Raw genomic sequence first — 26,003 nt, 5'->3', positions numbered from 1 at the left:
AGCAGGTTAAGTACACTTAAAAGTATACACAAACGGGCTCGAGGTATTACCATACCCAACTTTGGTAGCACCATCTGCGCTGTTAATAAAGTATTCCATCTTTACAATCGTCTGTGCGTCAGTAACGCCGAAGAAAGATTTTGGCCAGAATGTAATCTGATATTTTTTTGAGCCTGCGGGTAATTGCACCATCCTGGTTTTATCGGTTTGTTCGCATACAGTTACCGTTTTACCGTCATTGGTGTAGGCAGTAGCGCACAGGTATACGTTTTGTGCGCCTGATAACTGCGTAGCCGCTACCGTTCCATCAAATGTTAAAGTCACAAAATCATTATCCAGCGATTTGGGCGGGTTTACCGTAGTTAACTGCGGATTACAGAAATCCACCATATCTCCTGTTCCACCGGTTAGTTCAAAGCAATCTGTCATTAATTTTACGCTGTAATAGGTACCAAACTCATTACTGGTAAAACCGTTTCCGGTATCGCTGATGCAGTAGCCCAGCTTTACAAGCGTGTTATTATTATCGGCACCTACTTTGATCTGGATGTTTAATTTACCGGTAATAGTTTCGTTACCACCATGCGTAAATGATTTGTCGGATTGATAAGCCACCCACTCCATATCATCAATGAGGTTAGCGCCGATGCCAAAAGTTTTCTTCATATAATCGGGCCAGTTCAGGCCACCGCCGTTTTTAGCTAAAGTGGTGGTTGGAATTAGCGTCATATTGCCGCTTCCACGAGGGCCGCTATAGGTAATAGTTGCATTTTTTGAAGTTTGCCATCCTTTGGGCACCAAAAAGCCAAAAATCAGGTAATCAGGTCCACCGTCGCCCTGGGTTGGAATGTTAATGTTTACTGTAATAGGAACTGTTGATCCTACTTTAGCAGTTGAAGGCTGATCAACACTGGCAATTTCTTCGCCGCAACAGGCTAAAATGATGGCTAAGATGATGAAAGCGCAAACCTTCCATAATTTTTCGCCCTTTATATGTAGAGGTATTCTCATCGTTTCTGGTTATAAGCGTTCTTTATTTAGTTGCTTTTTCCAATGTGTATATGTAGGTGTTGTTAGGACATCCCGGACTGAATGTAAGGCTGAGTTGCCTAACGCCATTCACTATCGGGTAATTGAAAGCAGTTGGAATGGGTTGCGTCCCGTTGGCCCTGAATACAATTTGAAAAGGATACTGCGGATTATCCAGTGAGTAAGTACCGTCTTGGTTTACCAGGAAAGGTAACTTGTTGATCAGGGTGTATTTACCCTCATTGAAAGCAACTTGAAACTTGCTAAAATCAACCAGATTGGTTATGTCGGTACCGTTTCGTGTGGCTTTAATTACTTTCCAGTTGCCGCTGATATCTTTAGGCATTTCTTGCGAAGGCACTATTTGTTCGGTTTTACATGAGCTGAAGCACATCATCGCACAAATGATGGCCAACAGGAAGGTTCGCCCCAGTACTATTTGAATTTTCATCATCTTGTTATTGTGATTTTTTAATAACCGGGGTTTTGAATAAGTTCAGGTGATTTTGCCACTTCGGCCTGCGGAAAAGGCCACAAATACATGGCTGTACGGAAGTTGCGCTGGCGTACGGCAAACGGTTTGTATGATACAGCAGCACCATTACGGTTTACCTCCATCCCCATGCTAAGTATATTATCGGTTTGCTCGGCTATCTTCCATCGGCGCACATCCCAAAAGCGGTGCTCTTCAAATGCCAGTTCAATACGCCGTTCATTTTGAATTACTTGTCGCATGACATTTTGGCTTAAACCGGCAGGCAACTGGTAGGGGTTTAAGCCGGCGCGTTGTCTTATTTTTTCCACCGCCTCGTATACTTGCGATGTTGGACCATCATATTCATTTGCGGCCTCGGCGTAGTTTAACAATATTTCGGCGTACCGCATTAATGGCCAGCAACGTTTAGAAACGTGCGTAATATCGCTGGCTACAGCACCTGGATCAAGCATTTTATTGGTGTAATAACCTGTACGTGTTCCAACCCTTACGGCATCCGGCCCTTCACCAACGCCGTTAAAGTTGCCGGTGTAAATATTTACAGGCGAAAAGCCTGCCGCCAAGCGGTTTGCCAAGGGTGTTTGATCGTGAATAACGGAATACTCCAAACGCGGGTCGCGGCCGGTGTAAGGGTTGTTTGGATCGTAATTGGAAGCTGGGTCAGTTATAGGCAAGCCATTGCGCATTGGAAATGCATCAACCAGGCCCTGTAACGGAAAGGCACCATTTTTACCCGTACGTGAAGGCGGATCCCAAAGGCTTTCAAAATCGGAATTGGAGCCGCGCATCAGGGCAAAAATATATTCGGTGTTGTACCGCATGGTAAACAGCTGCTGAAAGCCGATTCCTGGCGTGCTGTTATCCATGTTTAAACTGTAGGCCGATGAAGCAATAATGGCCTCCGCCGCATTCTTCGCCAGCTTCCATCGTTCTTTATCATAAGCTGGATAGCCAACCAAAGCACCAACTTCGCCCGAGGCCAGGGTGTTTCCATTGAACAAAGGGCTGGCCGCGTAAAGCAACACTCTGGATTTAAGCGCCATACAGGCCCCTCTTGATGCACGCCCATAACTAAGCCCCACCTGAACCAGAGGTAAATCTTGCGCAGCGGCATCACATTCAGAAACAATGTAGTTTACACATTCGGCATAAGTGTTACGCTTGGCCGGAATATGGTCGGTATAATTGTAAATGGTGTCTCCAACTAAATGAATACCGCCATAGTGTTTTAGTAATATAGCATAATACCAGGCCCGTAAAAAACGCGCTTCGGCTTTGTACTGCGTCTTCACAAAATCGCGTATAGGCGATTGGGGAACATTTTTCAGAAACTGGTTAACAGCGCGAATATTGCTATAGCAGGCCGAATAAGCATCATCAGTAACCACCGCAGCATTGATGGTGCCTGTTTCAAAGGCCAGCGCTGTTGTACCGTTTGATGAAGCCACCTCTGCTTCGTCAGAAGCGGCATCCAAGCCACCATTCGGGGTTTGGCCTCCTGCCGATGTATACGTAAACCGCCCGGGATTAAAACTGAAACCTGCATTACTATATATGTTCGACAAAAATGCTACTGTGTTAGCACTATCAGCAAACACCGTAGACTCTGACAGATTGGTGGTTTGTGTTTGGGCCAAAAAGCCTTCTTTTTTACACGAAGCTGCAAAAAAGAGACATAGCGCTCCCAGAAAATAAACGTAAAGTTTTCTCATATTATAAGGTTTATAATATCATTTACTGTTTTCAAAATAAGCGTAAACATAGCGCAACCTTAGCCGAAGCCATATGTGTGTTACACTTTTATATAATTGGTTATTTCTGCCTTTTCAGCAGCATTGAAATCTCTTGCTAATTTAGACTATAAAACCGGTTTAGCAAATGTTTTCTGAGCTTTTGTATATCTTTTTTGAATTTACTTACAAAACATGGCTGTTTTTAATTTTTTGTTGATTTACAACTCTCACAGCTATCATTTTGTTAAGGACGCGCCTGGTTAAAATAGCGGTTAAAGAATAAAGCCTGATACACTATCGAGTTTCCCCAGTACTCCCATGAATGGCCGCCATTACGGGCAATAAAATCGTGAGGTATATGTTTTTCTACCATCTTTTGATGCATCACTAGGTTGGATGCGTAAAAATCATCACTGTAACCGCAGTCGAATATTATGGTCAGCGCATTGGGCTGCAGATTTTCGATAATGTAGGCCACACTGTTATCTTTCCAGCGCTGCGGGTTGCTGTCATAATCGCCCAAAACCTGACTTATACCGTACTTTTTTGAAAACGGTGGCAAATCTACACAACCACTCATGCTACCTGCAGCGCCAAATGTATTTTGATGCCGTATGGCTAAGTACAATGCCCCGTGTCCGCCCATGCTTAGTCCTGTTATGGCCCTGCCAGCCCGGTTTGCGATGGTGGCATAGTGCGTATCTATATAGTTCACTAATTCGTTTGCTACATAGGTTTCATAATTCATTTCTTTATTCACAGGGCTGTCAAAGTACCAGCCGGCATAGTTACCGTCCGGGCATACAATAATGATGTGATATTCACTTGCTAAGTGCAAAATAGACGGCACCTTGCTAATCCAGTCGGCATAGTTGCCGCTAAATCCGTGCAGCAGATACACTACCGGGTATTTATTATGCTTTTTATAACCATCCGGCGTAATTACCACCGCTTTTATGTCTTTATGCATGCTGTTGCTGTGCGTAACTACGGTATCTATCCTGGCTGCTTTTGCGCTAAAGCAAAACAGCAACAATACTATAAAAAGCAGCTTTGCCGGTATGAAAAACTTGAACATGATTTAGGTGTATTACTGTAAATTTCTTTTTTGCGTATGATGAATTAATTGGTGGTGCCCCAATTTTTACTGGGCGTATTACCCATTACCAGTTCAAGCTTGCCACCAATAGCTATATCTTTAAAATCCAGGTAGCATTTGCTGTATGGCTTACCGTTGAGCAAAGCGCTTTGGATGTAAATATTAGCGGCGGCGTTATTGCGGGCAACAATGGTAAAAGTTTTCCCTTTAGCATAAGCATTATCTAACTGAAATGTGATCTGATCAAACACCGGACTGGTGATTTCCTGCCTGGTGTCACCAGGGCAAACCGGATGCAGACCGCTTGCTGCCAAAATATACCAGGCCGACATCTGCCCTACGTCCTCGTTTCCAACCAAACCTTCAACAGAATTATGGTAAGCTCGGCGGCATATTTCTCTTGTCCATTTTTGGGTGAGCCACGGCCTGTTAAGCCGGTTAAATAAGAAAGGCACATGATGCACCGGCTCGTTGGCGTGGTTGTAATAATCATTCCACATCATGTTGTCGGGCGTTTTGGCAAACAGATTATCTAAGTCGGCTAATACTTTGGCTTCGCCGCCCATCAGCTGTACCATTCCGCCAATATCATGCGGTACAAACCATCCTTGCTGGTAGGGATTGGTTTCAAAGGTACCGTACCATTGTGTAAGCCTTCCCGAATCGGGCCAGGCTACCCAGTTGCCTGTACTATCGCGGGGGCGAAACCAGCCCTTATCTGCATCATAAATATTTTTGTAGCTCAAGCTGCGTTTTGCATACTTTTCAACATCTTCCGGATGGTTTAGCCATTTGGCCATTTGCGATACGCACCATTCGGTATAGCCGTACTCAAGTGTGTAAGCAATACTTTGAGGCGTATACCCCCGGTTGCCGTTGCCAAACCGCTCTACCGACCCTTTTGATAACTGATAAGCTTTGCTAATATCATAATTGCGGATGCCTTTAGCATAAGCATCAGCAATCATGGAAACAGCAGGGTTACCAAACATGCAACCGCTATAGGCATTCAGTAACTCCCACCGCTCCAGATAATCTTTATGTTTTTCATCAGCCAAAGTAACCAGCGAATTAATCATATCATTTACCAACGACGGATTGATGATGGTTTGTAAAGGCATCTGGCTTCTGAACACATCCCAACCACTAAAAATGGTTCGTTTTTTAAATTCCGAACTGGTTTTAATAGTACCATCACCAGCGGTATACCGTCCGTCCACATCGTTTACAATCCGCGGATCGATCATGCTATGGTACATAGCCGTATAGAATACTGCCTTTTGCTCGGCATTACCGCCCTGAACTTTAACTTTAGCTAATGCCTTATCCCACAAGGCTACCGCCCGCTGGCGAGTGGCATCGAAATTCCAATCCTTAATTTCGGCATTCAAGTTTTTCCGGGCACCGGCCATATCTACGAATGAGATACCTACCTTCATCAAGACCGTCTCATTTTTGGTTGTGGCAAACGTGGTATAAAAGCCAAGGTGCTTACCTTGCTTTTCTTTTGTATTTTTCAATATGGCTGCGTTAGCAATCTGGGTTTGATAGCGGTCGCTTTCAATATCTTCGCGCTTACGGCTCCAGCTATCCGGTATATCAGCGCTCCAAACGCCATAATTTTTTAGCGGTTTGCTAAATTGGGCATAAAAGTATATGGTATAATTGGCTTTGCCATCGCCGTTACCCCAGCCACCACCGTCGGGCGTACATTTCATCCAGCCGGCAATGGTATGCTCATTCAGCACCTTTACGTATTGCAAAGTGGAGGTACCTCCTACCCTACGGGCCAAATCAATTTGTATGCTCGATTCTTTATTTTCAGGAAAAGTAAAGCGCAGCATGCCACTATGCGGTGCAGCTGTCATTTCGGCCTTAGTGTGATATTTGTTAAGAAACACACTGTAATAACCAGCCGATGCTTTTTCACTTTTTTTATCATAAGCCGACCTGTAACCATCCGTAGTACCATCCAGTTTACCGGCCGAAGTTTTAAGCGGGCCGTTTGTTGGCATCACCAAAAAGTTACCCAAATCGCCAAACCAGCCAATACCGCTCATTTGGGTAAAAGCAAACCCCTCGATACTGGTATGCTCATAGCTGTAACCCGAGCCGTTATCGCCACCGGTAATAGTATTGGGGCTTACCTGCACCATTCCGTAAGGCGTAGTAGCCCCTGGAAAAGTTTTGCCCAAACCATGATATATACCTGCTGCCGATGCACTACTGCTGGCCCCAATTAGCGGGTTAACATAAGCAGACAGTTGCTGAGCCTGCCCATGCATTGCCGTAAGCAACATAAGTATTGCCATTACAGGCAAACGCAATAAACCTGAGCGATAACGCATTTTGTTTTTAGACTATGATTTTAGAGAACCTGTTTACAGACAATGCCTAATAGGCTTTACCCAGATGATTGGCATTGCAAAATAATTAATAAAACCGGTTTAGCAAATGGTATAACAAATTTTTGTTAACGATACGCTTTAACAACTGACTCCTATCTGCAATATAGATTGCATTACATATTATATGGTGTTAGGGCCAGCTTATACCCGCTGCTTAGTGCTTTAGCACTAACTTCAACCTGCAAGGTCTTTTTTTCGCCTTGCATCAGTGCAAAATAACCATCGTTAAATATTGCCGGCAGTATCTGTTCGCCTTTACTGTTTAGCAACTGCGCCCGGATACCAAAAGCCGCTGTTTGTTTGGAGTTGTTGGTGATTATATAAGTGAGCACCTTATCAACACCGTTAGTCGCCGTTTTAATTACCGGATTGCTCACCTGAAGGCTACCGTTGACTGACGGCAATTGGTTTAATGCCTGATAATTAAGATAGGTGCCGCCAATCCAGTAAAAATTCTCGGAAAGCAAGGCTCCACTTCTGTTATAAAGCTTCAGTTTCAAATAGCAAACACCCGATTGAGGCAGCTTTTTATCTTCACCATTGAAAACCACAAATGCTTCTTTGACAGCCGTTGCGTTTACATTAAGCGTTTTCTTTAAAGTATATGCAGGTAGTATCTTGCCGTTACTGGCGTACACCTCTGCCTTTGCAGTAACGCTATTGATAGCATAATTTTTATTGTTGATGACTTTAATGGAGTTGGTTGCCGCATTCCATTGAATATGAATAGGCTCACAGGCGGCTTTTACGCCAAAATAAGCGCCGGTTAAATCGTAATAATAATCATAGGTTTGCCAAATCATGGTTGGATAGGCCGACTGGCTCATCCACATCAGTAGTCCCGAGGCATCTTTCCACATATGGTCATTCCAGGCTTCATACATGGCTTTAGTAGTTTCAACGTTGAACAACTGCGCTTTGCGACAAAAATCCTCAATAGAAGTAGCTTTGCCATAACGCTGGTTGATATCATTGATATAGCGTACCGGCTCGGCGCCACCGCCTAAGGCTGGATCGGTGCTAAAGAAGTGGCGCGCCCACATATTAGTTTTACTATTTACAGCGCCTGGAGTTGGCGGCACCCAATAATCTTTGGGCATAAACCTTTTAAAGCTTTCGATATTTACAAAGGTAGCAGCACCCAATTCACTGCGCATCCCATAGCTATCTGCCGAAAACAAATAGCTGTTATGCGGATCGGTAAAATAAGTTTTAGGATCGACATTACCCCAAATACCGCTGCCCGACAGGTTTTTGCTGCCGCCATGAATAGAAAAGCTAGGATTGGTTACCCCGGCGTTTGAACGGGGAAGGTATATGCGGGTGTCCTGTTCATTTTCTGCAATGGCGGTTTTGATAGCGTTGCTGAGCCGGCCGTCTGGGTTCCCCTCAGGTACGCCTTCATTGGCGCCGCACCAAATAACAACGGATGGATGATTACGGAACTTTTTTACCTTTTCGATAGCATTCGCCCTGAACATATCCAAGCTATCTATCCCGCCCAGATTATTCAGCCAAAAATCGTCCCAAACCATAATGCCATATTTGTCGCAATACTGATAAAAAGCTTCGTCAGTAACCTCCCCTGTCCAGTTACGGATGATGTTAAAGTTCATTTCTTTATGAAACCTGATACGGGTATCATAATGCTTACCTCTAACTTTTAGCATATAGTCTGACATCCCCCAGTTACCGCCTTTTACAAACACCGGAACATCATTAATATAAAGGCGCATAGGCCCGTTTAGTGTAGTGGTATCCGATGCAATTTTGCGTATACCAAATTGTTTGGTTACTGCATCAGAAGTTTCGGCGCCGTTTACGGCAAATTGTATGTTCGCAGTATACAAATGCTGCGTACCGTCGGCTTTTCCGCCATAGCCATTAGGCCACCACAATTTTGGATCTTTCACCTTTAGCTGCGGGTATTCTGCCGGGGTTAACTTTATCACCCGACTGCTTTTTGCATCAATTGTTACTCTTTTACTTATTAAATTTATATTACCTGGGGTGATCTCAACTTTAATTATACCGCTAACCGGTTTGGAGCCGGCATTGCTTAACCTTACATCTACTGAAAGACGTGCTATATGAAGGTTGGGCAAGTCTGTATGTATATAAGAGTCTTCTATGCTTATCGGGCCGGTAGTACTTAGAATAACCGTATCGGTAATACCGCTGTTTAAGCCAGGTACGGCGGGCATCCAGTCCCAACTGCCACTGCTAAGGTAAGTAGGGCTTTCCCAATTGGCCAAGGGGTGATTATGCTCCGGGTCATGGCGTGGCGGTATAACTAATACAGCTACAGCGTTAGGCTTACCCATTAGCAATTTATCGGTAATATCATATGTACCACGCTGCATCAGTCCTTTCAGGGTGCCTAAGTGATAGCCGTTGATATAAATCTCCGCTCGTTTGTTGACACCATTAAATTTAAGCCATAGCCTTTTGCTGTGCGGTAAGCGGTGCGTTGTAAATTCGGTGCGGTACCAAAATGGCCGGTTATATTTTGCCTGATCTACACGATAAATATTATCGCCGTAATCAGGGTTTTGTTCTTTGCCGGCGGCAACATAAGCATGAAATACTGTTCCGGGTACAATAGCAGGTATCCAGTTACTGGTGTTCAATCCGGGAGATGAAACTTTTACTGCGTTGGCAAAGGCCTCATCTTGCGACGCTAATTTCCATTTTAAAATATATGACTGGTTTTGCGCGTGAGTTTGCTGCGATGTGCATAGAACAGCTACAAGAAAAACATAGAATTTCCATTTGTACAGCATAGATGAAGAGATATAATTGGATAGTTTGCAATTATGCTAAATCGGTTTATTATAATCAAGCAAAAATTTTTAATTATATTTTTGATTACAAATAATTGTTAAGATATTTACTGTATACCAATTATAAGGAAGCCCTTTTCTCTACATATCTATTAGAAGATACTTCTTAATTTAAAATTACTGCGCGGTTTTCATCAGTTATAGCCTTAGATAGACCATTTATACCATTTTTCGATTTACTCTTTAGCTAAACCGATTTACTTTATTATATAGTATCTTTTATTTATAAACCAATATTCAAACCTTTATTATGAAAAAACACCTTTTTATTAGTGCAGCAGCTGTAATGCTGCTGATGCTGGGCTGTCAGAAAAACAAAAGCCTCAGTACATCAAATGATGAAAATCCAGAATTAAAAAAGCAAACTACCGCAGTTGCTGCCTATCAAGACAACACAGTAACCAACTTTTTTAAGCGAACATCGGGCGCTAATGCCTTTGATGGCGCTTTTTCGATCCGCATGGCCGATGGGCGCGATGTGTGGTTAAATAACGACTCGTTTTACAACCAGCTAAATACTTCTAATAATACGCTGCCCTGTATTTTTAACAACCACAACACCACATTGCTGCAACCCGCCAGCCACAACTGGGCCCCAGCCAATACACCAACCCTTACTTACTTGGGCAGCCCTACGTTATTTACGCCGCTGAACAGCAGCCACTGGTACTGGACCACTACCGGCGTAGAAATTAATGGCGCAGCTTACGTATACTGTAACGAAATAGCAGCAGCGTCGGGCGGGTTAGGATTTACTGGCGTAGGTCAGATACTTGGCCGACTGGACCTATCAACAAATGCAGTAACTTACACTACGTTACCTGCACTTAATGGTATCAACTTCGGCGTAGGAATGATAAAGCGTACAGATGGTTATGTTTATGTATACGGCTATAAACCACAAGGATCACCAAGTGTAGCCGTTAATATTTATGTGGCCAGATTCCCTACCAGCAATCCAGGTTCATGGACTTTTTGGAATGGCTCATCTTATGTAAGCGCGGCTACTTCGGCATCAATAATAGGCAGTGCGCCTTCAAGTGGCGTATTCGTGAGCTGGGTTAATAATAAAGCGGTGATGGTTAGCACGCAATTTAACCTGCAATGCGACCAGGGTACGGCCATTTATGGCTGCACAAGCACCAACTTAACCGGACCATTTACATCTCAACAGGTAATTTATAACATTCCCGACCGTAACCAAGGGCACACACCATTCTTTTACACACCTGTAATTCACCCGCAGTTTACAGCTAACAGTGAGTTTTTGATGACTTATTGCATCAACACTTACAAACCCTGTGTACCCGAATGTGTAAACGGACAGTTTGATCCGGATAGCTACCGCCCAAGGGGCGTAAGAGTTCCCTTCACCGTTTTGGGACTATAACTAACAACTACTATTAAAATAAGAAAAGCGGCTTAAAAAACCGCTTTTCTTATTTTAAACCTGTTCTTATTTTGTGAAGGTTATAAATTATACAAGTAATGCGGCATGCTCATCGAGGCTGGCCGATGTGTTATTTGCCGGATCAAAAATAAAGTTTTTTGCAGACAGCGAAGTAACGCCATTGCATCCGTGCTTACGGCATACGCACTAACTCCACCCGATGCACTTTTGGCTGATTGGCCGCATAAACAGCATCAATAAGCGCATCCTGTTCGTGCTGCCATCCATCGCGTACAGCTTTATATTGCCCTTTGATGTAAGTATCCCGGTTGCCGCGCACAAATGGGTTAGTTTTGGCTTCATTCTCGACAACATCCATAGCAGCCTTATTATCGGCATATAGCAATCCTTTAGGCTTTAATACATTGTACTCAACAAAAGAATAACCTCTGGCTTTATTTTCAATAGTCCAGCGCTCTTCATTCAGATGCATAACGGCCAGTGCCTGCTGATATTCGGGTGTATAAACCTGTTCGGCCAGGTTTACACCTGCATCCAGCTGCTTTTCGTTCCACACATTAACGTCCTGCCCATCCATCAACAGCTTGTAGTTGCCCGGCTTTAAGCCTTTTATAGTGAGCAGCTCTTTATTAAACTCCTGCATAAACGGCACATAGCGCATCCCCTCTGCCTGAGTTTTACGCTGAAAAGGGCCACGTGGCACAGTATCCAACGGATAAGGCAAAGCCCCGGCCAGGTAATCAAAACGAACGCCGTTATTAGTGGTTGCAACTTTGCTGATGGTACAATTCTCGGCTTTGATGACTTTTCCTGATGACGCATTTACACTAAAATTGGCTACAGGTTTGCCGGCAAAACCTTGTGCTTTTAAAAACAGGTAGGCCATTACCATGTGGCCGTCATTATCAGGATGAATACGATCATTAGGCGTTAAGCTAAACAGCGAGTCTTTCGTTTGCCACTGTTTGTTAATGCCCATCATGGGATGATCAAAATCCACATATGACCAGCCGTTGGTTTGGGCGGTATTTTTCTGAAAATCGATCAGCTGTTGAAAAGCGGCTATTTTGCCCGGATAGTAGTTTTGCTTGTTGCTTTTGGTAGTGGCATCATAGGGCGAGCCGAGGATGAATATTTTCTTTATTTCGGGGTGCCGCTTTAAATCCTTATCCAATCTGCCATAACGCGCTTTGGCCGAATCGACAGCCCATACGGCGTAATGATCGGCATCTTTCCCGAACCATTCAAAGTATCCCGAATCGTTCATTCCCCAGGTAAGCGTCATAATCGTTGGGCTTTTAGCAACCACTTCGTTCTCAAAACGATCGTGCATCTGTTTCACATTATCGCCTCCCACCCCAACGTTGTAGCAAGTGATGCGCATACCTGGAAAACGGGTCATGTAGTATAGCCAGATATACGAATGGTAATGCCCGCCATCGGTAATGCTGTTCCCTAAAAAAGCAACCCGTTCGCCGGCACGAAATGCCGGGATGTTCTGTGCATTAACCGTTGCCATAGTAGCTAATCCGGTAGCCAGCGCTAATAATCGTTTGAATTTTGATTTCATTATGTGTAATGGTTAGTGTTTAATTATCTGTTTCAAATCTTAATTATACCGTGCGCTACAAATCACCACTTTGCGCACATGCGGGTAGCGATTTAATACTCTGCGTTTAATCCCGTCAGAGCTTTGCGCAGCGTTGGCAACAGCCTTAATGTTAGATTAACGAATGATATCATTAAAAAAACCTTATCATTTCATTAAATACTAAAGCGCTTTAGCTTTTTGATCCGGCAATTTAATATAGGTTTTACTTTCATCTCAAATCCTGCTTGTTTATTGGCGCTTTCTTCTGCTTAATTACTTTCAGAAATTAATGGCTTAAGGTCCCCTCTTTTGTCTTTCTTAAAGCTCAGCCCGAAAAGGAGAATTACCACATAGCAGATAATGGGCAGGTAATACGCCTGGGCAACATCACTATTGGCAATCTGTCCCATTAGAACAGGAAACACAGCGGCACCTACAACGCCCATCACAATGTATGACGATCCCTGTTCGGTATAGTTACCTAAATTCTTTAACCCTAGACTGAATATAGTGGGGAACATAATACTGAAAAAGAAGTTGATCATGATTAAGGCTCCGAAAGATACCCAGCCCAGTTTTTGGGCAACCAGCACACACATCACTATATTACATAACGCAAAAATGGCAAGTAGCCTGCTGGGCGCTATATAACGCATCAGGAACGTACCCAGAAAGCGCCCGATCATCATCATAAAAATACTTAATGAAAAGAAATGTGCAGCGCGCTCATCAGTCAGCTGCATCACTTCGTGGCCGTAATTAATAAAGTAAGCCCAGGTACCGCCCTGTGCTGCCGTATTAAAAAATTGTGCAATAACCGCAAAAACAAAGTGCCTGTGCTGAAACAGCTTTTTATTAGTTGTAAATGTTTCGCCACTGGCATAACTGTCGGTTGCCACCACATGGCGGTTGGCAAGTACAGGTATTGTAACAAATGAAAATGCGATACCTACCAAAGCGATCAATACGCCAATACCCGTATAAAGATATTTTACAGAAGTTAGCTCAGCAGCGCCTTCCTGGCTTGTACGAAGTAAAAAGTAACTGCCGATTAAAGGCGCTATTACACCACCCAGCCCGTTGAATGATTGCGCAAAGTTAATGCGCTGATCGCTGGTGCGCTGATCGCCGAGGGCGGCAATAAAAGGATGGGCAACAGTTTCCAGAGTAGCCAAACCACAAGCCAAAACAAACAGGGCAACCCTAAAAAATGTAAAAGATTGTTGGTTAGCCGCCGGCACAAATAAGAAAGCCCCAACAGCATATAAAAACAAGCCTAACTGCACGCCGCGTTTGTAACCAAAGCTTTTCATAAACAGACCTGCAGGAATACCCATTACGGCATAAGCGCCAAAAATTGATAACTGCACCAACCCCGAGCTGGATTTGGATATTTGCAACACATTCTGAAAATGACGGTTCAGTACATCACCAATAGTAATGGCCACGCCCCACAAAAAGAACAAGGAGATTACAAATGCAAAAACAATAAGATACTTACGTTCGGTAAGCTTAGCTTTTACCTGCATGAATGTTTGGTTGGTTAACTGGTTTACGTGAGTAAAATAGTTAGTATTGGGTACATTAATGCATTTAAATATGGAATATTTTAAATAAGCGCTGCTATACATATAATAAACGTTGATCTTCACTATCTTGTATCAGCACCGGGTTCATAAACGGCTACTGCCACACGCGAGTCGGCACAACCATAATATAGGTACCATTTGCGGTTAAAATAAGCCATACCCTCCGCAAATACCGTCCCGGCAGGGTACTGGCCGCTTTTCTCAAAACTGGCTTCAGGAACCAGAAAAGGCCGATCCAACCGACCGACTACCTTCAGCGGATCATTCTTATCGAACAGTACCTGCCCGGCGCAATAAGCGTTGGCTGCATACCGGCTATCGCCGTTCTGGCTGCTGTTTTTGCCGTTGTAAATTAACACAATACCGGCATCCGTTAGAATTGCAGGTGGCCCACACTCGGTAAAAATGCTGTCGAAGTAGCCATCGCGAGGTGATATGATTTTTTTGAGATTACCATCCTGATCAACCACTGGTGTCCAGTTCACCAAATCGGTAGACGTTGCCGCATATACATTTTCTTCGCCCCAGTACATCCAATACTTCCCGTTCAGTTTGGTTATTACCTGCCGGCCACTGGCCAACCGGGTTATTATAGACGCCGATTTACTTGCCCTGTCAAAAAAACGACCGCCATAAGCTTTTTGAAAAACAGGCCCATGCTTATGCCAATGCACTAAATCGGTTGATGTAGCTGCTGCAAGCCGCGGTAGTTTGTGGTTCCACTGCGTGTACAGTACCACATAGGTACCGCTTTCAGTTACCGCTACGCGCGGGTCTTCGCAACCACCGGTCCACTCAAACTCCTTCTGAGCATCATCGGCAGGGAAAAGCACCGGCTGCGGCCTTTTTTTCATATGCAAACCATCCCGGCTCTCGGCCAGGCCCAGGCGGGATGTACGCTGACTGATGCCCTTACCCGAGCGGTCTTCGGCGCGGTACAATAAGTAAATCTTATGGTTATATACAGCAGCAGCCGGGTTAAAAGTGTCGTTAGCTTCCCATTGTACGGCTTGCTTGTGCATCGGGTCTGGAAACACGGTAGCCGAATCCGGGCTGATAACAGAATTTACCTCTGCCGGACGTATAAACGGCCCCATTGCCCAGGCCGGTAGCTTATCAGGCTTGCTTTGGGCAAGCGCCCGTCCCATTACCAGACTCAATAAAATTGCAGCAAATATGCCGCTGTATCTGTTCTTCCCCATATCAATTATAAGATGGAGGACCTATTTGCGTACCCCAGGCTTTGTTGGGTTTGGATGACAATTCAAACTTGAGCGTGCCGCCATTTTTAATTAAGCTGTAAGGCAGCCAGGTGGTATTTAACGTTTTACTATTGAAAGAAAGCTTGTTGATATATGGCTTTGTTGCTGATCCGCCGGTGATGGTTAGCACACGATTACCCGGCAAATGAATTTTGATATTTGTAAACGACGGGCTGTTCACCGAAAATCCACCAACGCCCGGAATCATGGGATAAAGCCCGATGTTGGCAAAAACGTACCAGGCACCCATCGCGCCTAAATCATCATTTCCAGGCAAACCGTTCTTCCGGTTAGTATATTGCTCGGCTATAATACGACGGATTACAGCCTGCGTTTTGTAAGGCGCACTTGTCCAGTTGTATATCCAGGGCACCTCAAAATCCGGCTCATTACCGGCAGCATACCATTCCTGGTTGTAACTGGCATTTAACTTTGAAAAGAACTCATCCAACCGGCGCTCTGCCGCCTGTTTACCGCCAATGGTATCTATCAGGCCTTTAAGGTTAAAAGGCACCATCCAGAAATAGTTTTTATAGCTTGCTTCGCGCCAGTCTTCGTCATAATTTTTCCAGCCGCCATCCGCCCGGCGCGATTGCAGCCAGCCCCTTTCAGGGTTGTACAAGTTTTTCCAGTATTGAGCCCTTTGAATATAAGGTTTATACACAGTTTTATTGCCTGTGGCTTGCAACCCCATTTGCCCAATGGCAAAATCAGCAGAGTTATATTCCAAACTCATGGATGCTGGTGCATAGCCTTTGGTTAGGTATTGATCTAAGTAAGGCCTCGTCAGTTCTTTTTGTGAACGGGTACCTGGCTCATCAGCACCCTTGCGCATAATGGCCAGAGCCGCCCTGGCGTCAAAGTTACGTACGCCAAAACCATAAGCATTGGCAATAACAATACTGGTAGGATCGCCCTGCATAATACCCGTTTCTACGTGCGCCAGCACCCAGCGCGGTAGTCCACCGCCCGATTGCCCGGCAAAACGGAGGGTAGATGTCATGACATCACCGGTTTCTTTTGGTGCCAGCAGGCTCATAAGGGGTATTTGTGTACGGTAAGTATCCCAGTTGCTAAATGAGGTATAATTATCATAACCTTTGGCTTGGTGCACCACGCTATCGGCGCCCATATATTCGCCATTGCTATCGTTAGATATATTGGGATGTGCCAAAGCATGGTACAAATGCGTGTAAAACTGCGTGGTTTGATCGGCACCGGCACCCGAAGCCTCGATTTTGCCAAGGTATTTATTCCAGGCAGCCACTGCCTGCTGTCTCACGCCATCAAAGTTCCAGTCCGGACTCTCGGCCTTTAGGTTAGCCTTGGCATTGGCTAAGGAAACATAAGAAATGGCAAATTTGTAAACGAGCGTTTTTTGCTTACTGACATCGAAAGTAAAAAAAGCACCGGAATGCGGTCCATCGGCACTTGTAGCGCCTGTGTTCAGTTGCTCGCCAGACCAGGTACCTTTAGTAATCGGCTTATGGTTAAAACGTGCTACAAAATAAACTTTGTAATTGGTACGAATGCCGCAGAATGACCCGCCATCGGCATAACCTTCGCAAGAAGTTGAATCGGTAAACTGGATATGCGCATTGGTAATTTGCGTAGCGTTAACACCAGAACCGATGATAACGGTTGCCGTGTTTTCGGCTGCCGGGTAGGTGTAGCGCGCCATACCGGTTCTTTTAGTTACACTGAGTTCGCAGCGGACACCGTTTTTCAGGCTCAACCTATAATTGCCAGCTGAGGCATTTTCAATGTGGTACCCCGGCTGCATACCTGTCATATCATTAGGTGATGTATTTAAATCGCCGGTAAGCGGCAGCGTAGGAAAGTTACCCATGTGTTCGCACCCTGCCCCGCTAAGCTGGTTAACCACAAAACCTTTGTTGGCCGCAAAAAAGGTAGGCGTAAATTGCACCATGCCAAAAGGGTACATAGCGCCAGGAAAAGTATAACCCGCTTCCAAGTAAGATTCATTAGCGTTGGCACCCTTACCTTTGGTTCCGATCAATGTATTTACCTTGGCTGCATAATTAACGGGCGCAGGTAGTTTTTGTGCACAAATAGCTCCGGAATATAACAGTATTATAGTGCCGCAAATGATACGTTTAATTAAGAATGAATGCATATAGTAATTAGGCTACTTGATAAACAATTAAAATTAGTGATTCCTGATGGCTGTTAACGTCTGTTTGCGGCGCCCAACTGTTTATCCCGAAGGATAGCGCCACCAACGGGTAAGTATTACCGCGCGATAACGCAAAATCGGAATTGGTTCCCTGTCGGGTGTTTACGTATTGAACCAGACCTGTATTTTGTGCATACAGCCTGCTGCTGAACAGAACAAAAGAAACATTCACATAAAATACAAACAGCCTGCACCGCATATAAAAGCTCAACGGGAATTAAAAGACGTAAGTAAGATACTCAGGTTTACATCGCAAAAATATAATTTAAACCGGTTTAGCAAAAACAAATACTTTAATTTTATTGGGAATGAAAATACACGACTAACAATTCAGTTATAACACTACCTGGCGTCTTACTATATATGTGTTTAAATCACTAAAGAATTGTTGCCCGCATGTAATGGATATTGCTTTGCCTTCCATACAAATATGCCTGTAGCTTTTTGCGGAAGGCGGATACTGATATTCCACTTTCCGCTTTGTAAAGCGTAAGCAACGACAACTTTACCGTTTGGATGAGGTATTTCTCCGCTGATCGTTTTTAATGCGCCCAAATGAGGTTCAATTTTAATTTTACTAAAACCGGGCGCATAGCTATCTATACCCAAAACGGTTCTGAAAAATTCGATATTAGGACTTGCGCCCCAGGCATGGCAATCGGACCGGGAAGTATTGATATCGGAATATTCGGCCCAAGTTGTAAGCCCCATAGTCATGTTTTCACGGTAAATGCCCAGCCAGTTCATATAATTGTTGCCCAAACCGGCTTTAACCAGTGCCTGGTTCAGATAATATTTAAAGTAAACCGAGCATTGGGTTAAACTTTTATCGTTTAGCAAGCCAGTTGCTACAGCCGGCATATCGGCTGCGCTTACCATACCGGTAAGTATAGCCAGCGAGTTGGTATGCTGTGAATAACCTGTTTTTTCCTTTGTATCGGCATACAGCTTTTTAGCCGGATTCCAGTATTTATACTTGATTGTAGCTTTTAGCTGCGCAGCTTTTTTATCATACAAACTGGCATACTCCTGCAAACCAATACTGGCTTCCATTTGAGCTACCCACTGGTATGCCCATAGCAGCTGCAAATCGTAAATAGCGGCGCACCCGTCTCTGCCATTAACACCGCCTGCCATGTTGCCGGCCCAGTCAACAAAGGCCCAGTATGGGGTATTTTTTAGTGAACCATCTGACTGTTGGTACTTGCTGAAAAAATCCAGGATGCCTCTTACACCATGTAGCTTTTCTTTAATAAAATAATTATTGCCACGGTACATCCAATAATCGTGCACCATGCCAATGTACCACAAAGAGAACGGAGATATGATTTGGGTACCCTTGGTAGGATAACAACTTTTAGTTATGCCTTCAGGTAGGCGAGAATGATCTATTTGAGTGATAGCATTGCGTGCCAACAGGTCATCACTGGTATTGTAGTAAGATACCATGGCCTGTATGCGCGTATCGCCAATGTATTGTAATTGCTCGTAATACGGGCAATCGGTGTACGTTTCCCACGCATTAAGCCTTGCGGTACGCCAGCCAATGTCCAACATTTGCTTTATTTCGGTATTGTCGGTATTAATTATTGCCGTCCGTTTAAAAGGATAACCTGTAAAAGTGCCATACAGGTCGTCAATAACCAGTGGATCTTTTTTAGTTTGCACAAACAGTCTCAGGTAACGAAAGGTTCGAAAGTTTAAAGTGGTGAAAGATTGTCCCTTGCTCCCATCTCCAATCAGGCTGTCTGTTCGTCCCACAAACTCTTTGCCCTCAACATAGTTCCGGTTACCTTTTATAACGCCTTTGCTCCCCTTTTCGTAAAATGATTCGGCGTAGCCGAGTGATATACCGGCATCTTTACCCCCGCTAAAGTTTAACGTAACATAAGCATTGGTTTCAAAAGTTTGATCGAGCAGCACCATAGCAGTAGTATGGGCCGGAATGGTAATCGGTGCTTTTTCTGCCGGAAAGGCGGGCGGCACATCAACACCAACTGCGCTGCGCAATTTAAGCAGGCGTTGATATGTCATTTCTCGTGCCGGTAGTGTAGAGGGCACTAAAGCCCAATCTATTCCCCAGGCTGTGCCTTTAAGCTTTCCGTCAAGCAGTGTTGTAGCTTTGGGCCATTGGCTGTCGTTGTAACCGGTGGCTGTCCAGTCGCCTTTAACTGCTTGATTCATGTTTACCATTTCCCCTTTGGTAGCAGCGAAAAAATAACCCGGAATTGGTTGATGGCCTGCATCACGTATCCCCTTCCAGGTGGCGTTGGTGTTTAGAATCTCTTCTTTTTCGGAACTGCCCTGCATGATAAACCCGGTACGTACGCTAATTTGTGCCTCCGGGCGATATTCGGCCTCGTTCCAAACAAGCGCAGCCACAGTATTTTTTCCCGCCGATAGGTATGGTGCCAAATCAACTGTTTCATAGTTCCAATAATAGGTATCGCCACGCGCAGGCCCCAATGATACCAACGTGCCATTAACATATAGTTTATACCGGTTATCGGCCGAAACATTCACCGTAAATGTTGACGGTTTAGCAGCTAAATCAATGCTTTTGCGGAAGTAAAAAACACCGTAACTGTTTCCGTTATCGCCAGATGCAGCAATCCATTGTGAGTTCCATTGTCTTTGTGAAGCTTTTGAATTTTTAGTTTGCGCACAAGCATACTTAGCCGAACCTAAACCGTATAGGAATAGCAGTATTATAGAACAAAATCTCATCAGGTTATAATTTACGGGAGAAATATAAAGAAATTAAACCGGTTTAGCAAAAGTTTTTAAATGCTTCCTTATTGGTTGTTGATTCGCTTCAACAAAGTAACTTAAAACCCAAACCGGTAATGCATATCCTGAGGCAAAACGTTTCGCTGGTTAAACTGGAATGGCAGCAAATGCAGATCAATAGGTTGTTGCAGTTGAACAACTGCAGGTAGGCTGGACAGCCGTGTATAACAATTCTAATCCCTCACATGGATGAAAGTCTTGATGGCTTCATACAGAAAGGACTTAATGTAACTACCAAACGGAAGAGGCAGTCAAACAAAAATCAGATAGCTTCTTTCCGCTTGATAGATCCCGATTTAATTGGGGGCATCATCGTTTGCCGATAGCTTATCCATAATGTTTTTCAGAAATTTCGTCTTGTTCTTTTTCACTTCTTTCAGGAAAGGCGAAGATTCTTCTGTATTGGATACATATCTGTCACCCCAAAGGGCTATTTCAATCAAAGCAGGTATTAAATCAACCCCTTTTTGGCTCAACTGATAGAGCCCCTTCACCTTATTATCCGGATAGGGTAATTTTATGATTATGCCATTATCCTCCAGTACCTGTAATCTGTTCGCTAGAATATTCGTTGCTATCTTTTCTGCCGACTTTGCAAAATCTCCGTAAGTACGCGTTTTATGAAGCATCAGATCTCTTACAATCAACAGCGACCATCTATCTCCGAAAATATCCAGTGATGAACTAATAGGACAATCGGAGCGCTTTTCAGTTGATTTCATAATTTTTTTAATTTTATTACTTGCAAATTAAAAGTAGTTATATAGATTTGTGCTTGCAAACTGCAATCAATAATACATATTTGCACTTGCAAAGTAAAAGCAAATTTAATCATTTTAGTATAAAAGAAAAGATGACAGACTATTCAAAAGAATTACAAGGTAAAAAAGTCCTTGTAACAGGAGTTACCGGTTTGATCGGAAAAGCTACCGTTGAACATTTGTTAAAGAAAGGGATTCCCGCTAACCAAATTATCGGGCTTTCGCGGAAAAAAGAACCAATGGAAGACTTGGCTGCCAGGGGGATTGAAGTGCGTTTTGGTGATTATTTTGATTATGATTCGTTAGTGCGTGCCTTTGAGGGTATTGACAAAATAATGCTGACAAGTACAGTCGCTTTCACCGACCGATCTACCCAACATTATAATGCGATCACGGCCGCACGCCAGGCTGGTGTTAAGCACGTGGTGTATATGGCAATTATGCGCAAAGAAGGTTCCCAACGCATTATGCCCGAAGTTACCGAGTCAGACCTTTATACGGAACAAGTACTTAAATCTTCAGGGCTTACCTACACCATTGTATACCACCCGCCTTTCACAGACGCTTTATCCTTCTTCTTGGATCCCAATTCGTATGAAAATGGGATAAAAGTTCCGGCAAATAACGGAAAAATGGCACCAGCAACCAGGGATGAATTGGCAGAAGCGCACGCTGAAATACTCTCTACGCCGGGACACGAAAATAAAACCTATTCATTGGGCGGCAGCAATCTAATTTCGTTTGCTGACATTGCCAAAATTCTCGCAGAAGTAAAAGGCCAACCTGTACCTTTTACCACCATTACATCAGAAGAATATATTGATGGGATAGTTGCAAAAGGAGCTCCCCGTCATGTAGCCGAATTTATAACGAGTTGGGTTTTGGCAATCGAAGGAAACGAATTCGAGCATCAATCAGGCGATTTAGAGCGGCTATTAGGTAGAAAGACCAAAACTTTCAGGGAGTACGTAGAATCAACTTTGGCTTAGAACATTGCCCGGTACCTAAATGAAGTGGCTGAGAATTTGCCCTTCCGGCCACTTCGCTTCAATTTTATCAAGTAAAAATTAAAAGTAACACATGTGGTTGACCGGCAATTTGGAACAGATGGATCGGGCAAACGGTATTGGAACAGCCTTTCCGAACTGAACTTAGTCAACTACCCTACTTAATTATAATCATGAAAGCATTAGTTTATCGTCAAAAAAATACCCTGAATGACTTTGGAATCAGGTTAGAAGAAGTTGCGGACCCGGAGATCAGAGAAACAGACATTTTAGTCCGTGTCAAAGCATTCGGGGTCAATCCGGGCGAGGCCTTTTTTAGAAGGGTTTTAGACGCCCCTGAAGGTGAGTACCGTATTTTGGGATATGAATTTAGCGGTATGGTAGAACAAGTAGGAACGAAAGTAACAGGGTTCAACACAGGCGACCGTGTGTTCGGTTTAGGCGATACGACAAGACAAGGGGCTTATGCCGAGTTTGTAGCAGCAGATTACCGATCCGTAGCGAAGATACCTGACTTTGCGCCTTTTGACCACGCAGCGGCAGCTCCGGTAGCAACGATGACTGCTTATCAATCTTTATTCCGCTTTAACAATGCCCTACCCCCTGATGTTAAGACCGTTTTAGTTTTGGGTGCCGCTGGAGGTGTTGGCTCAATGGCCATACAGCTATTAAAAGCAAAGACAGACGTAACCGTAATCGCAACGGCTTCCAAACCCGACTCTCAAAACTGGGTGAAAGAACTTGGAGCAGATATTATTATCGATCACCATGCTGATGTGGTAAAGCAACTGAAAGACGAAGGAATTAACCAGGTTGATTTTGTCTTTGCCGTCAATGGGCTAAAAAGCGCGATATCCTGGCTGCCGGAGGTGATCAGACCATATGGCTATCTTGCGACAATCGAGGGCGTTAACGGAATAGATCTTTCGCAGTTGATGAACAAATCTGTGACGGTTCTCCTGGAGATGGTTTTTTCCAAGTCGCTTTTCGGGGTAGATCAGGAAAGCCAGGGAGATATACTTCGGGAATTGATCGAATTTGTAATTGAAGGCAAAGTCAAATCGCCTATCAAACAAACACTTACCGGTTTAAGCGAAGATAATATTCGTGAGGCACATATCCTGCTTGAACAGGGCAACACCATAGGAAAGATTGTTGTAAATGTTTAAAACGAATCATAACCAAAAATAACATACCTCACTGAAGAATAACGATTGGGAATATTCAAAACCTGATTGATATACCAATACGTTTACGGTTAAGCTGAAAATAGTCATGATTTAATCTCCTTACATTATTTACTTACTTGTATCTGTAAGATTGAATCGTGACTATATTTAATTAATGCATATCAACTTTTTATCAAATAGCTGACCGAGTAACATGAGTATGTTAACTAACCTGTTCATTATTGACTAACATCAGAGCGAGAAGGCGGGAGATCTTTTGTACCCCAATCAGAGGGCTTGTCGCTCATAACCAACTTCAAAACACCACCTTTCTTGATATCAGCATGCTTAAACCAAGCCTTATTCCATCGTTTACCATTTAATTCGGCAGACTTTATGAAAGTTGCCTGAGGAGAAAAATTTTCTGCAACTATATCCAGTTTCGTTTTGCTATCCAAGGAAAAGCTAACTTTTTTAAACCCGGGAGCCGTGATTAGATAGACATCTTGACCTGCGTTAGGGAAAATTCCGGTTTTGTTGAACACATACCAAGACGACATGGCTCCGGAATCATCGTTTCCCGGAAGGCCGTCAGCTTTTTCCGAGTAATACTTTTTCAATAGTTTGTTTAACAGGAGTACGGTTTTGTGGTGTTGCCCGGCATAGATATACAAGTGAGGGGTCAGAAATCCGGGTTCGTTAGCAATGTTATAGTAGTTTTTTACGAAAAAAGTATCCAGTCGATTAACGAACGCTTCCTTTCCTCCGGACTTTTCGATAAGCCGGCTCACATCATGTGGTACGTAAAATGAATATTCCCAAGAATGGCTTTCATAAAAGAAATCGGACCAGTTTCCGGCAGAGAGCACGGTAAAATTCTTATTATCTAAATATTTACCAGATAGTTGCTTGTAGGGGATGATGCCTATTTGGCTTGGTACAAAATCGAGATAATACTGCCATGTTCGGTTGCGGAAGGTTTCATCCCATGTTCCATCAGCTTTTCGAGGCATGATAAATCCTCTTGCGCCTTCCGAATCAATCGGTTTCCATAAGTTCTCCCAGTTGCCGGCTCGTTTGGCATATTTTTTATAATCCTCATTTCTTCCCAATTTAAGTGCAGTTTGAGCTATCGCCCAGTCGTTGGCAGCGTATTCAACCGTCCGTGTACCGGCACGCTCATAATCTGTTGATACATAGCCTATAGTATTATAATCTGACAGACCTCCCCGCCCTTCTTTACGCTCATCGCCCCCCGGGGGCACTTCTGCATCTTTCAGCATAGCTTCAAAGGCATCTGCATAATTAATTCCTTTCAAATCTTTTAAGACAGCTTCGGCCAAAACCATATCTGCATTACTTCCGCCCTGCGTACGGCCGTTACTGTTACCCGATCTTCCATCCGGCAGGTAACCTTCATTTTTGTAGGTATTGATTAAAGAATTTACAATCTGCGACTCTTTTTCAGGAGCAATAAGGGTAATTAATGGGTGGCTGGTACGGTAGGTATCCCAAATGCAATAGAAGTCGTCAAAATAGGGCGCGTCACTTTTCCACAAAGGGTTCTCCCCTGTTTTATCTGTTGGCTGCATCAAGGTATGATATAACGCCGTGTAAAACTTCACCTTTTCGGCTTTATCGGTAGTTGCTATTTCAATCCGGCCTAAATAGCTATTCCATTCGGCCTTAGCTCGTGCCACTGCCTGATCAAAAGACAGACCGGCTGCTTCTTTCTGACAGTTTTCTTTAGCCTTTCCTATGCTTAGGAATGAAATACCCACACGCATCTCTACCTGTTGTGGGGCATTCTTGTTGAATGAGAACCATGCGCCTACAGGTTCGCCCGAATCATACTCCATTTTATTACCTGGGTGCTTGGCGCCTGATTTCCATGTGCCAAAAGAACTGGCTGGTGTATTAAACTGCGCATAAAAGTAAACTGTAAACGGTTCTCCGATATTCCACCCTCCACTAACGCGGTTATATCCGGCTATTTCGGTATTCGATCGTATTTCGATCTCAGATCCTAACATCTTCTGATTCTCATGGCAGCAGGCCTGCTTTCCCAATATACTTCCGGCATCTATCAGTATCCCGGTTTGTCCGGCTTTGTTGAAAGTATATCGATGAAGCCCGGTTTTAGGTGTAGCAGTCAGTTCGGCCAGGATATTCGATTCTTTCAATTCAGCAGAGAAATACCCTGCCGTAGCCGTTTCCTTGCCTCTATCGGACCCATATCCCTCTATTTTGACATCACCGGCAAAAGGATAGACTAATATGTTTCCATATTTGGGACCACCGCCTGTACCACTAACATGCAAGTGACTAAAGCCTCTTATCTTGCCTGTTTCTTTGTACCCCATATTGGTACTTAAGTCGTCACAATCAGGCCCTAATTTCACCATTCCAAACGGATAGGTTGCTCCCGGAAACGTGTTACCATTGCCTTGCGTTCCAATAAACGGATCAACGAATGTAGCCAAGCTGGTCTGTGAGCGCTCCTGTGCTTTTATACAAGGCGAAAAAAAGAAAATATTGAGAATAACTGCGAGTGTGACAAGTTTCATAACCTTCCAAATAATCTAAGCGAATAAAATGAAGAAGGCTAAAGTAGCAAG

16 protein-coding genes are annotated in these 26,003 nt (G+C 43.9%); 3 read left to right on the top strand and 13 right to left on the bottom strand.

Annotated features, from left to right (window positions below):
- Positions 1–6: 6 nt before the first annotated feature.
- The 6 genes from KHS38_RS09995 to KHS38_RS09970 form a co-directional block, all read right to left on the bottom strand.
- Complete coding sequence (locus KHS38_RS09995; protein WP_213488419.1) at positions 7–1,011, bottom strand: DUF4961 domain-containing protein; 1,005 nt, start codon at positions 1,009–1,011, stop codon at positions 7–9.
- A 22-nt stretch (positions 1,012–1,033) separates the two neighbouring features.
- Entirely contained in the window at positions 1,034–1,483 is a 450-nt protein-coding gene (locus KHS38_RS09990) for a DUF5004 domain-containing protein (RefSeq protein ID WP_249665353.1), read from the bottom strand.
- A gap of 17 nt (positions 1,484–1,500) precedes the next feature.
- Entirely contained in the window at positions 1,501–3,237 is a 1,737-nt protein-coding gene (locus tag KHS38_RS09985; protein ID WP_213488418.1) for a RagB/SusD family nutrient uptake outer membrane protein, read from the bottom strand.
- Between the two features lie 265 nt (positions 3,238–3,502).
- The gene (locus KHS38_RS09980) at positions 3,503–4,336 is read right to left on the bottom strand and encodes an alpha/beta hydrolase (RefSeq protein WP_213488417.1); all 834 of its coding nucleotides are present in this window, start codon (positions 4,334–4,336) and stop codon (positions 3,503–3,505) included.
- Between the two features lie 44 nt (positions 4,337–4,380).
- Complete coding sequence (locus tag KHS38_RS09975) at positions 4,381–6,705, bottom strand: GH92 family glycosyl hydrolase (RefSeq protein WP_213488416.1); 2,325 nt, start codon at positions 6,703–6,705, stop codon at positions 4,381–4,383.
- Between the two features lie 173 nt (positions 6,706–6,878).
- Positions 6,879–9,548, bottom strand: a complete 2,670-nt coding sequence (locus KHS38_RS09970; RefSeq protein WP_213488415.1) for a glycoside hydrolase family 2 protein — start codon at positions 9,546–9,548, stop codon at positions 6,879–6,881.
- 310 nt (positions 9,549–9,858) lie between these two features.
- Here KHS38_RS09970 and KHS38_RS09965 point away from each other — a divergent pair, with 310 nt between their 5' ends.
- Positions 9,859–10,998, top strand: coding sequence for a DUF5005 domain-containing protein (locus KHS38_RS09965; RefSeq protein ID WP_213488414.1), 1,140 nt, complete (start codon positions 9,859–9,861; stop codon positions 10,996–10,998).
- A 193-nt stretch (positions 10,999–11,191) separates the two neighbouring features.
- Here the strand turns inward: KHS38_RS09965 and KHS38_RS09960 are convergent, their stop codons facing one another.
- From KHS38_RS09960 to KHS38_RS09935, 6 genes are all read right to left on the bottom strand, one after another.
- A complete protein-coding gene (locus tag KHS38_RS09960; RefSeq protein ID WP_213488413.1) occupies positions 11,192–12,589 on the bottom strand; it encodes an SGNH/GDSL hydrolase family protein in 1,398 nt (465 codons plus the stop codon).
- Positions 12,590–12,879: 290 nt separating this feature from the next.
- Positions 12,880–14,241, bottom strand: coding sequence for an L-fucose:H+ symporter permease (gene fucP, locus KHS38_RS09955; protein WP_349627922.1), 1,362 nt, complete (start codon positions 14,239–14,241; stop codon positions 12,880–12,882).
- A gap of 20 nt (positions 14,242–14,261) precedes the next feature.
- Entirely contained in the window at positions 14,262–15,401 is a 1,140-nt protein-coding gene (locus tag KHS38_RS09950; protein WP_249665351.1) for a beta-1,2-mannosidase, read from the bottom strand.
- Position 15,402: 1 nt separating this feature from the next.
- Positions 15,403–17,598 (bottom strand): GH92 family glycosyl hydrolase, encoded by a 2,196-nt coding sequence (locus KHS38_RS09945; RefSeq protein WP_213488412.1) that lies wholly within the window; start codon positions 17,596–17,598, stop codon positions 15,403–15,405.
- A 429-nt stretch (positions 17,599–18,027) separates the two neighbouring features.
- Positions 18,028–20,385: an alpha-L-rhamnosidase-related protein gene (locus KHS38_RS09940; protein WP_213488411.1), complete on the bottom strand. Its 2,358-nt coding sequence runs from the start codon at positions 20,383–20,385 to the stop codon at positions 18,028–18,030.
- A 359-nt stretch (positions 20,386–20,744) separates the two neighbouring features.
- A complete protein-coding gene (locus KHS38_RS09935; RefSeq protein WP_213488410.1) occupies positions 20,745–21,170 on the bottom strand; it encodes a winged helix-turn-helix transcriptional regulator in 426 nt (141 codons plus the stop codon).
- 20 nt (positions 21,171–21,190) lie between these two features.
- Here KHS38_RS09935 and KHS38_RS09930 point away from each other — a divergent pair, with 20 nt between their 5' ends.
- Together KHS38_RS09930 and KHS38_RS09925 are read left to right on the top strand one after the other, a co-directional pair.
- Positions 21,191–22,198: an SDR family oxidoreductase gene (locus KHS38_RS09930; protein WP_213488409.1), complete on the top strand. Its 1,008-nt coding sequence runs from the start codon at positions 21,191–21,193 to the stop codon at positions 22,196–22,198.
- A gap of 191 nt (positions 22,199–22,389) precedes the next feature.
- Positions 22,390–23,385, top strand: coding sequence for a zinc-binding alcohol dehydrogenase family protein (locus KHS38_RS09925; RefSeq protein WP_213488408.1), 996 nt, complete (start codon positions 22,390–22,392; stop codon positions 23,383–23,385).
- A gap of 239 nt (positions 23,386–23,624) precedes the next feature.
- Here the strand turns inward: KHS38_RS09925 and KHS38_RS09920 are convergent, their stop codons facing one another.
- Positions 23,625–25,952: a GH92 family glycosyl hydrolase gene (locus KHS38_RS09920; protein WP_213488407.1), complete on the bottom strand. Its 2,328-nt coding sequence runs from the start codon at positions 25,950–25,952 to the stop codon at positions 23,625–23,627.
- Positions 25,953–26,003: the final 51 nt, after the last annotated feature.

The organism is Mucilaginibacter sp. Bleaf8 (assembly GCF_018390515.1).
GTDB lineage: Bacteria > Bacteroidota > Bacteroidia > Sphingobacteriales > Sphingobacteriaceae > Mucilaginibacter.
The sequence above is the reverse complement of the archived record's forward strand: the minus strand, read 5'-3'. Positions and strand labels throughout refer to the sequence as shown.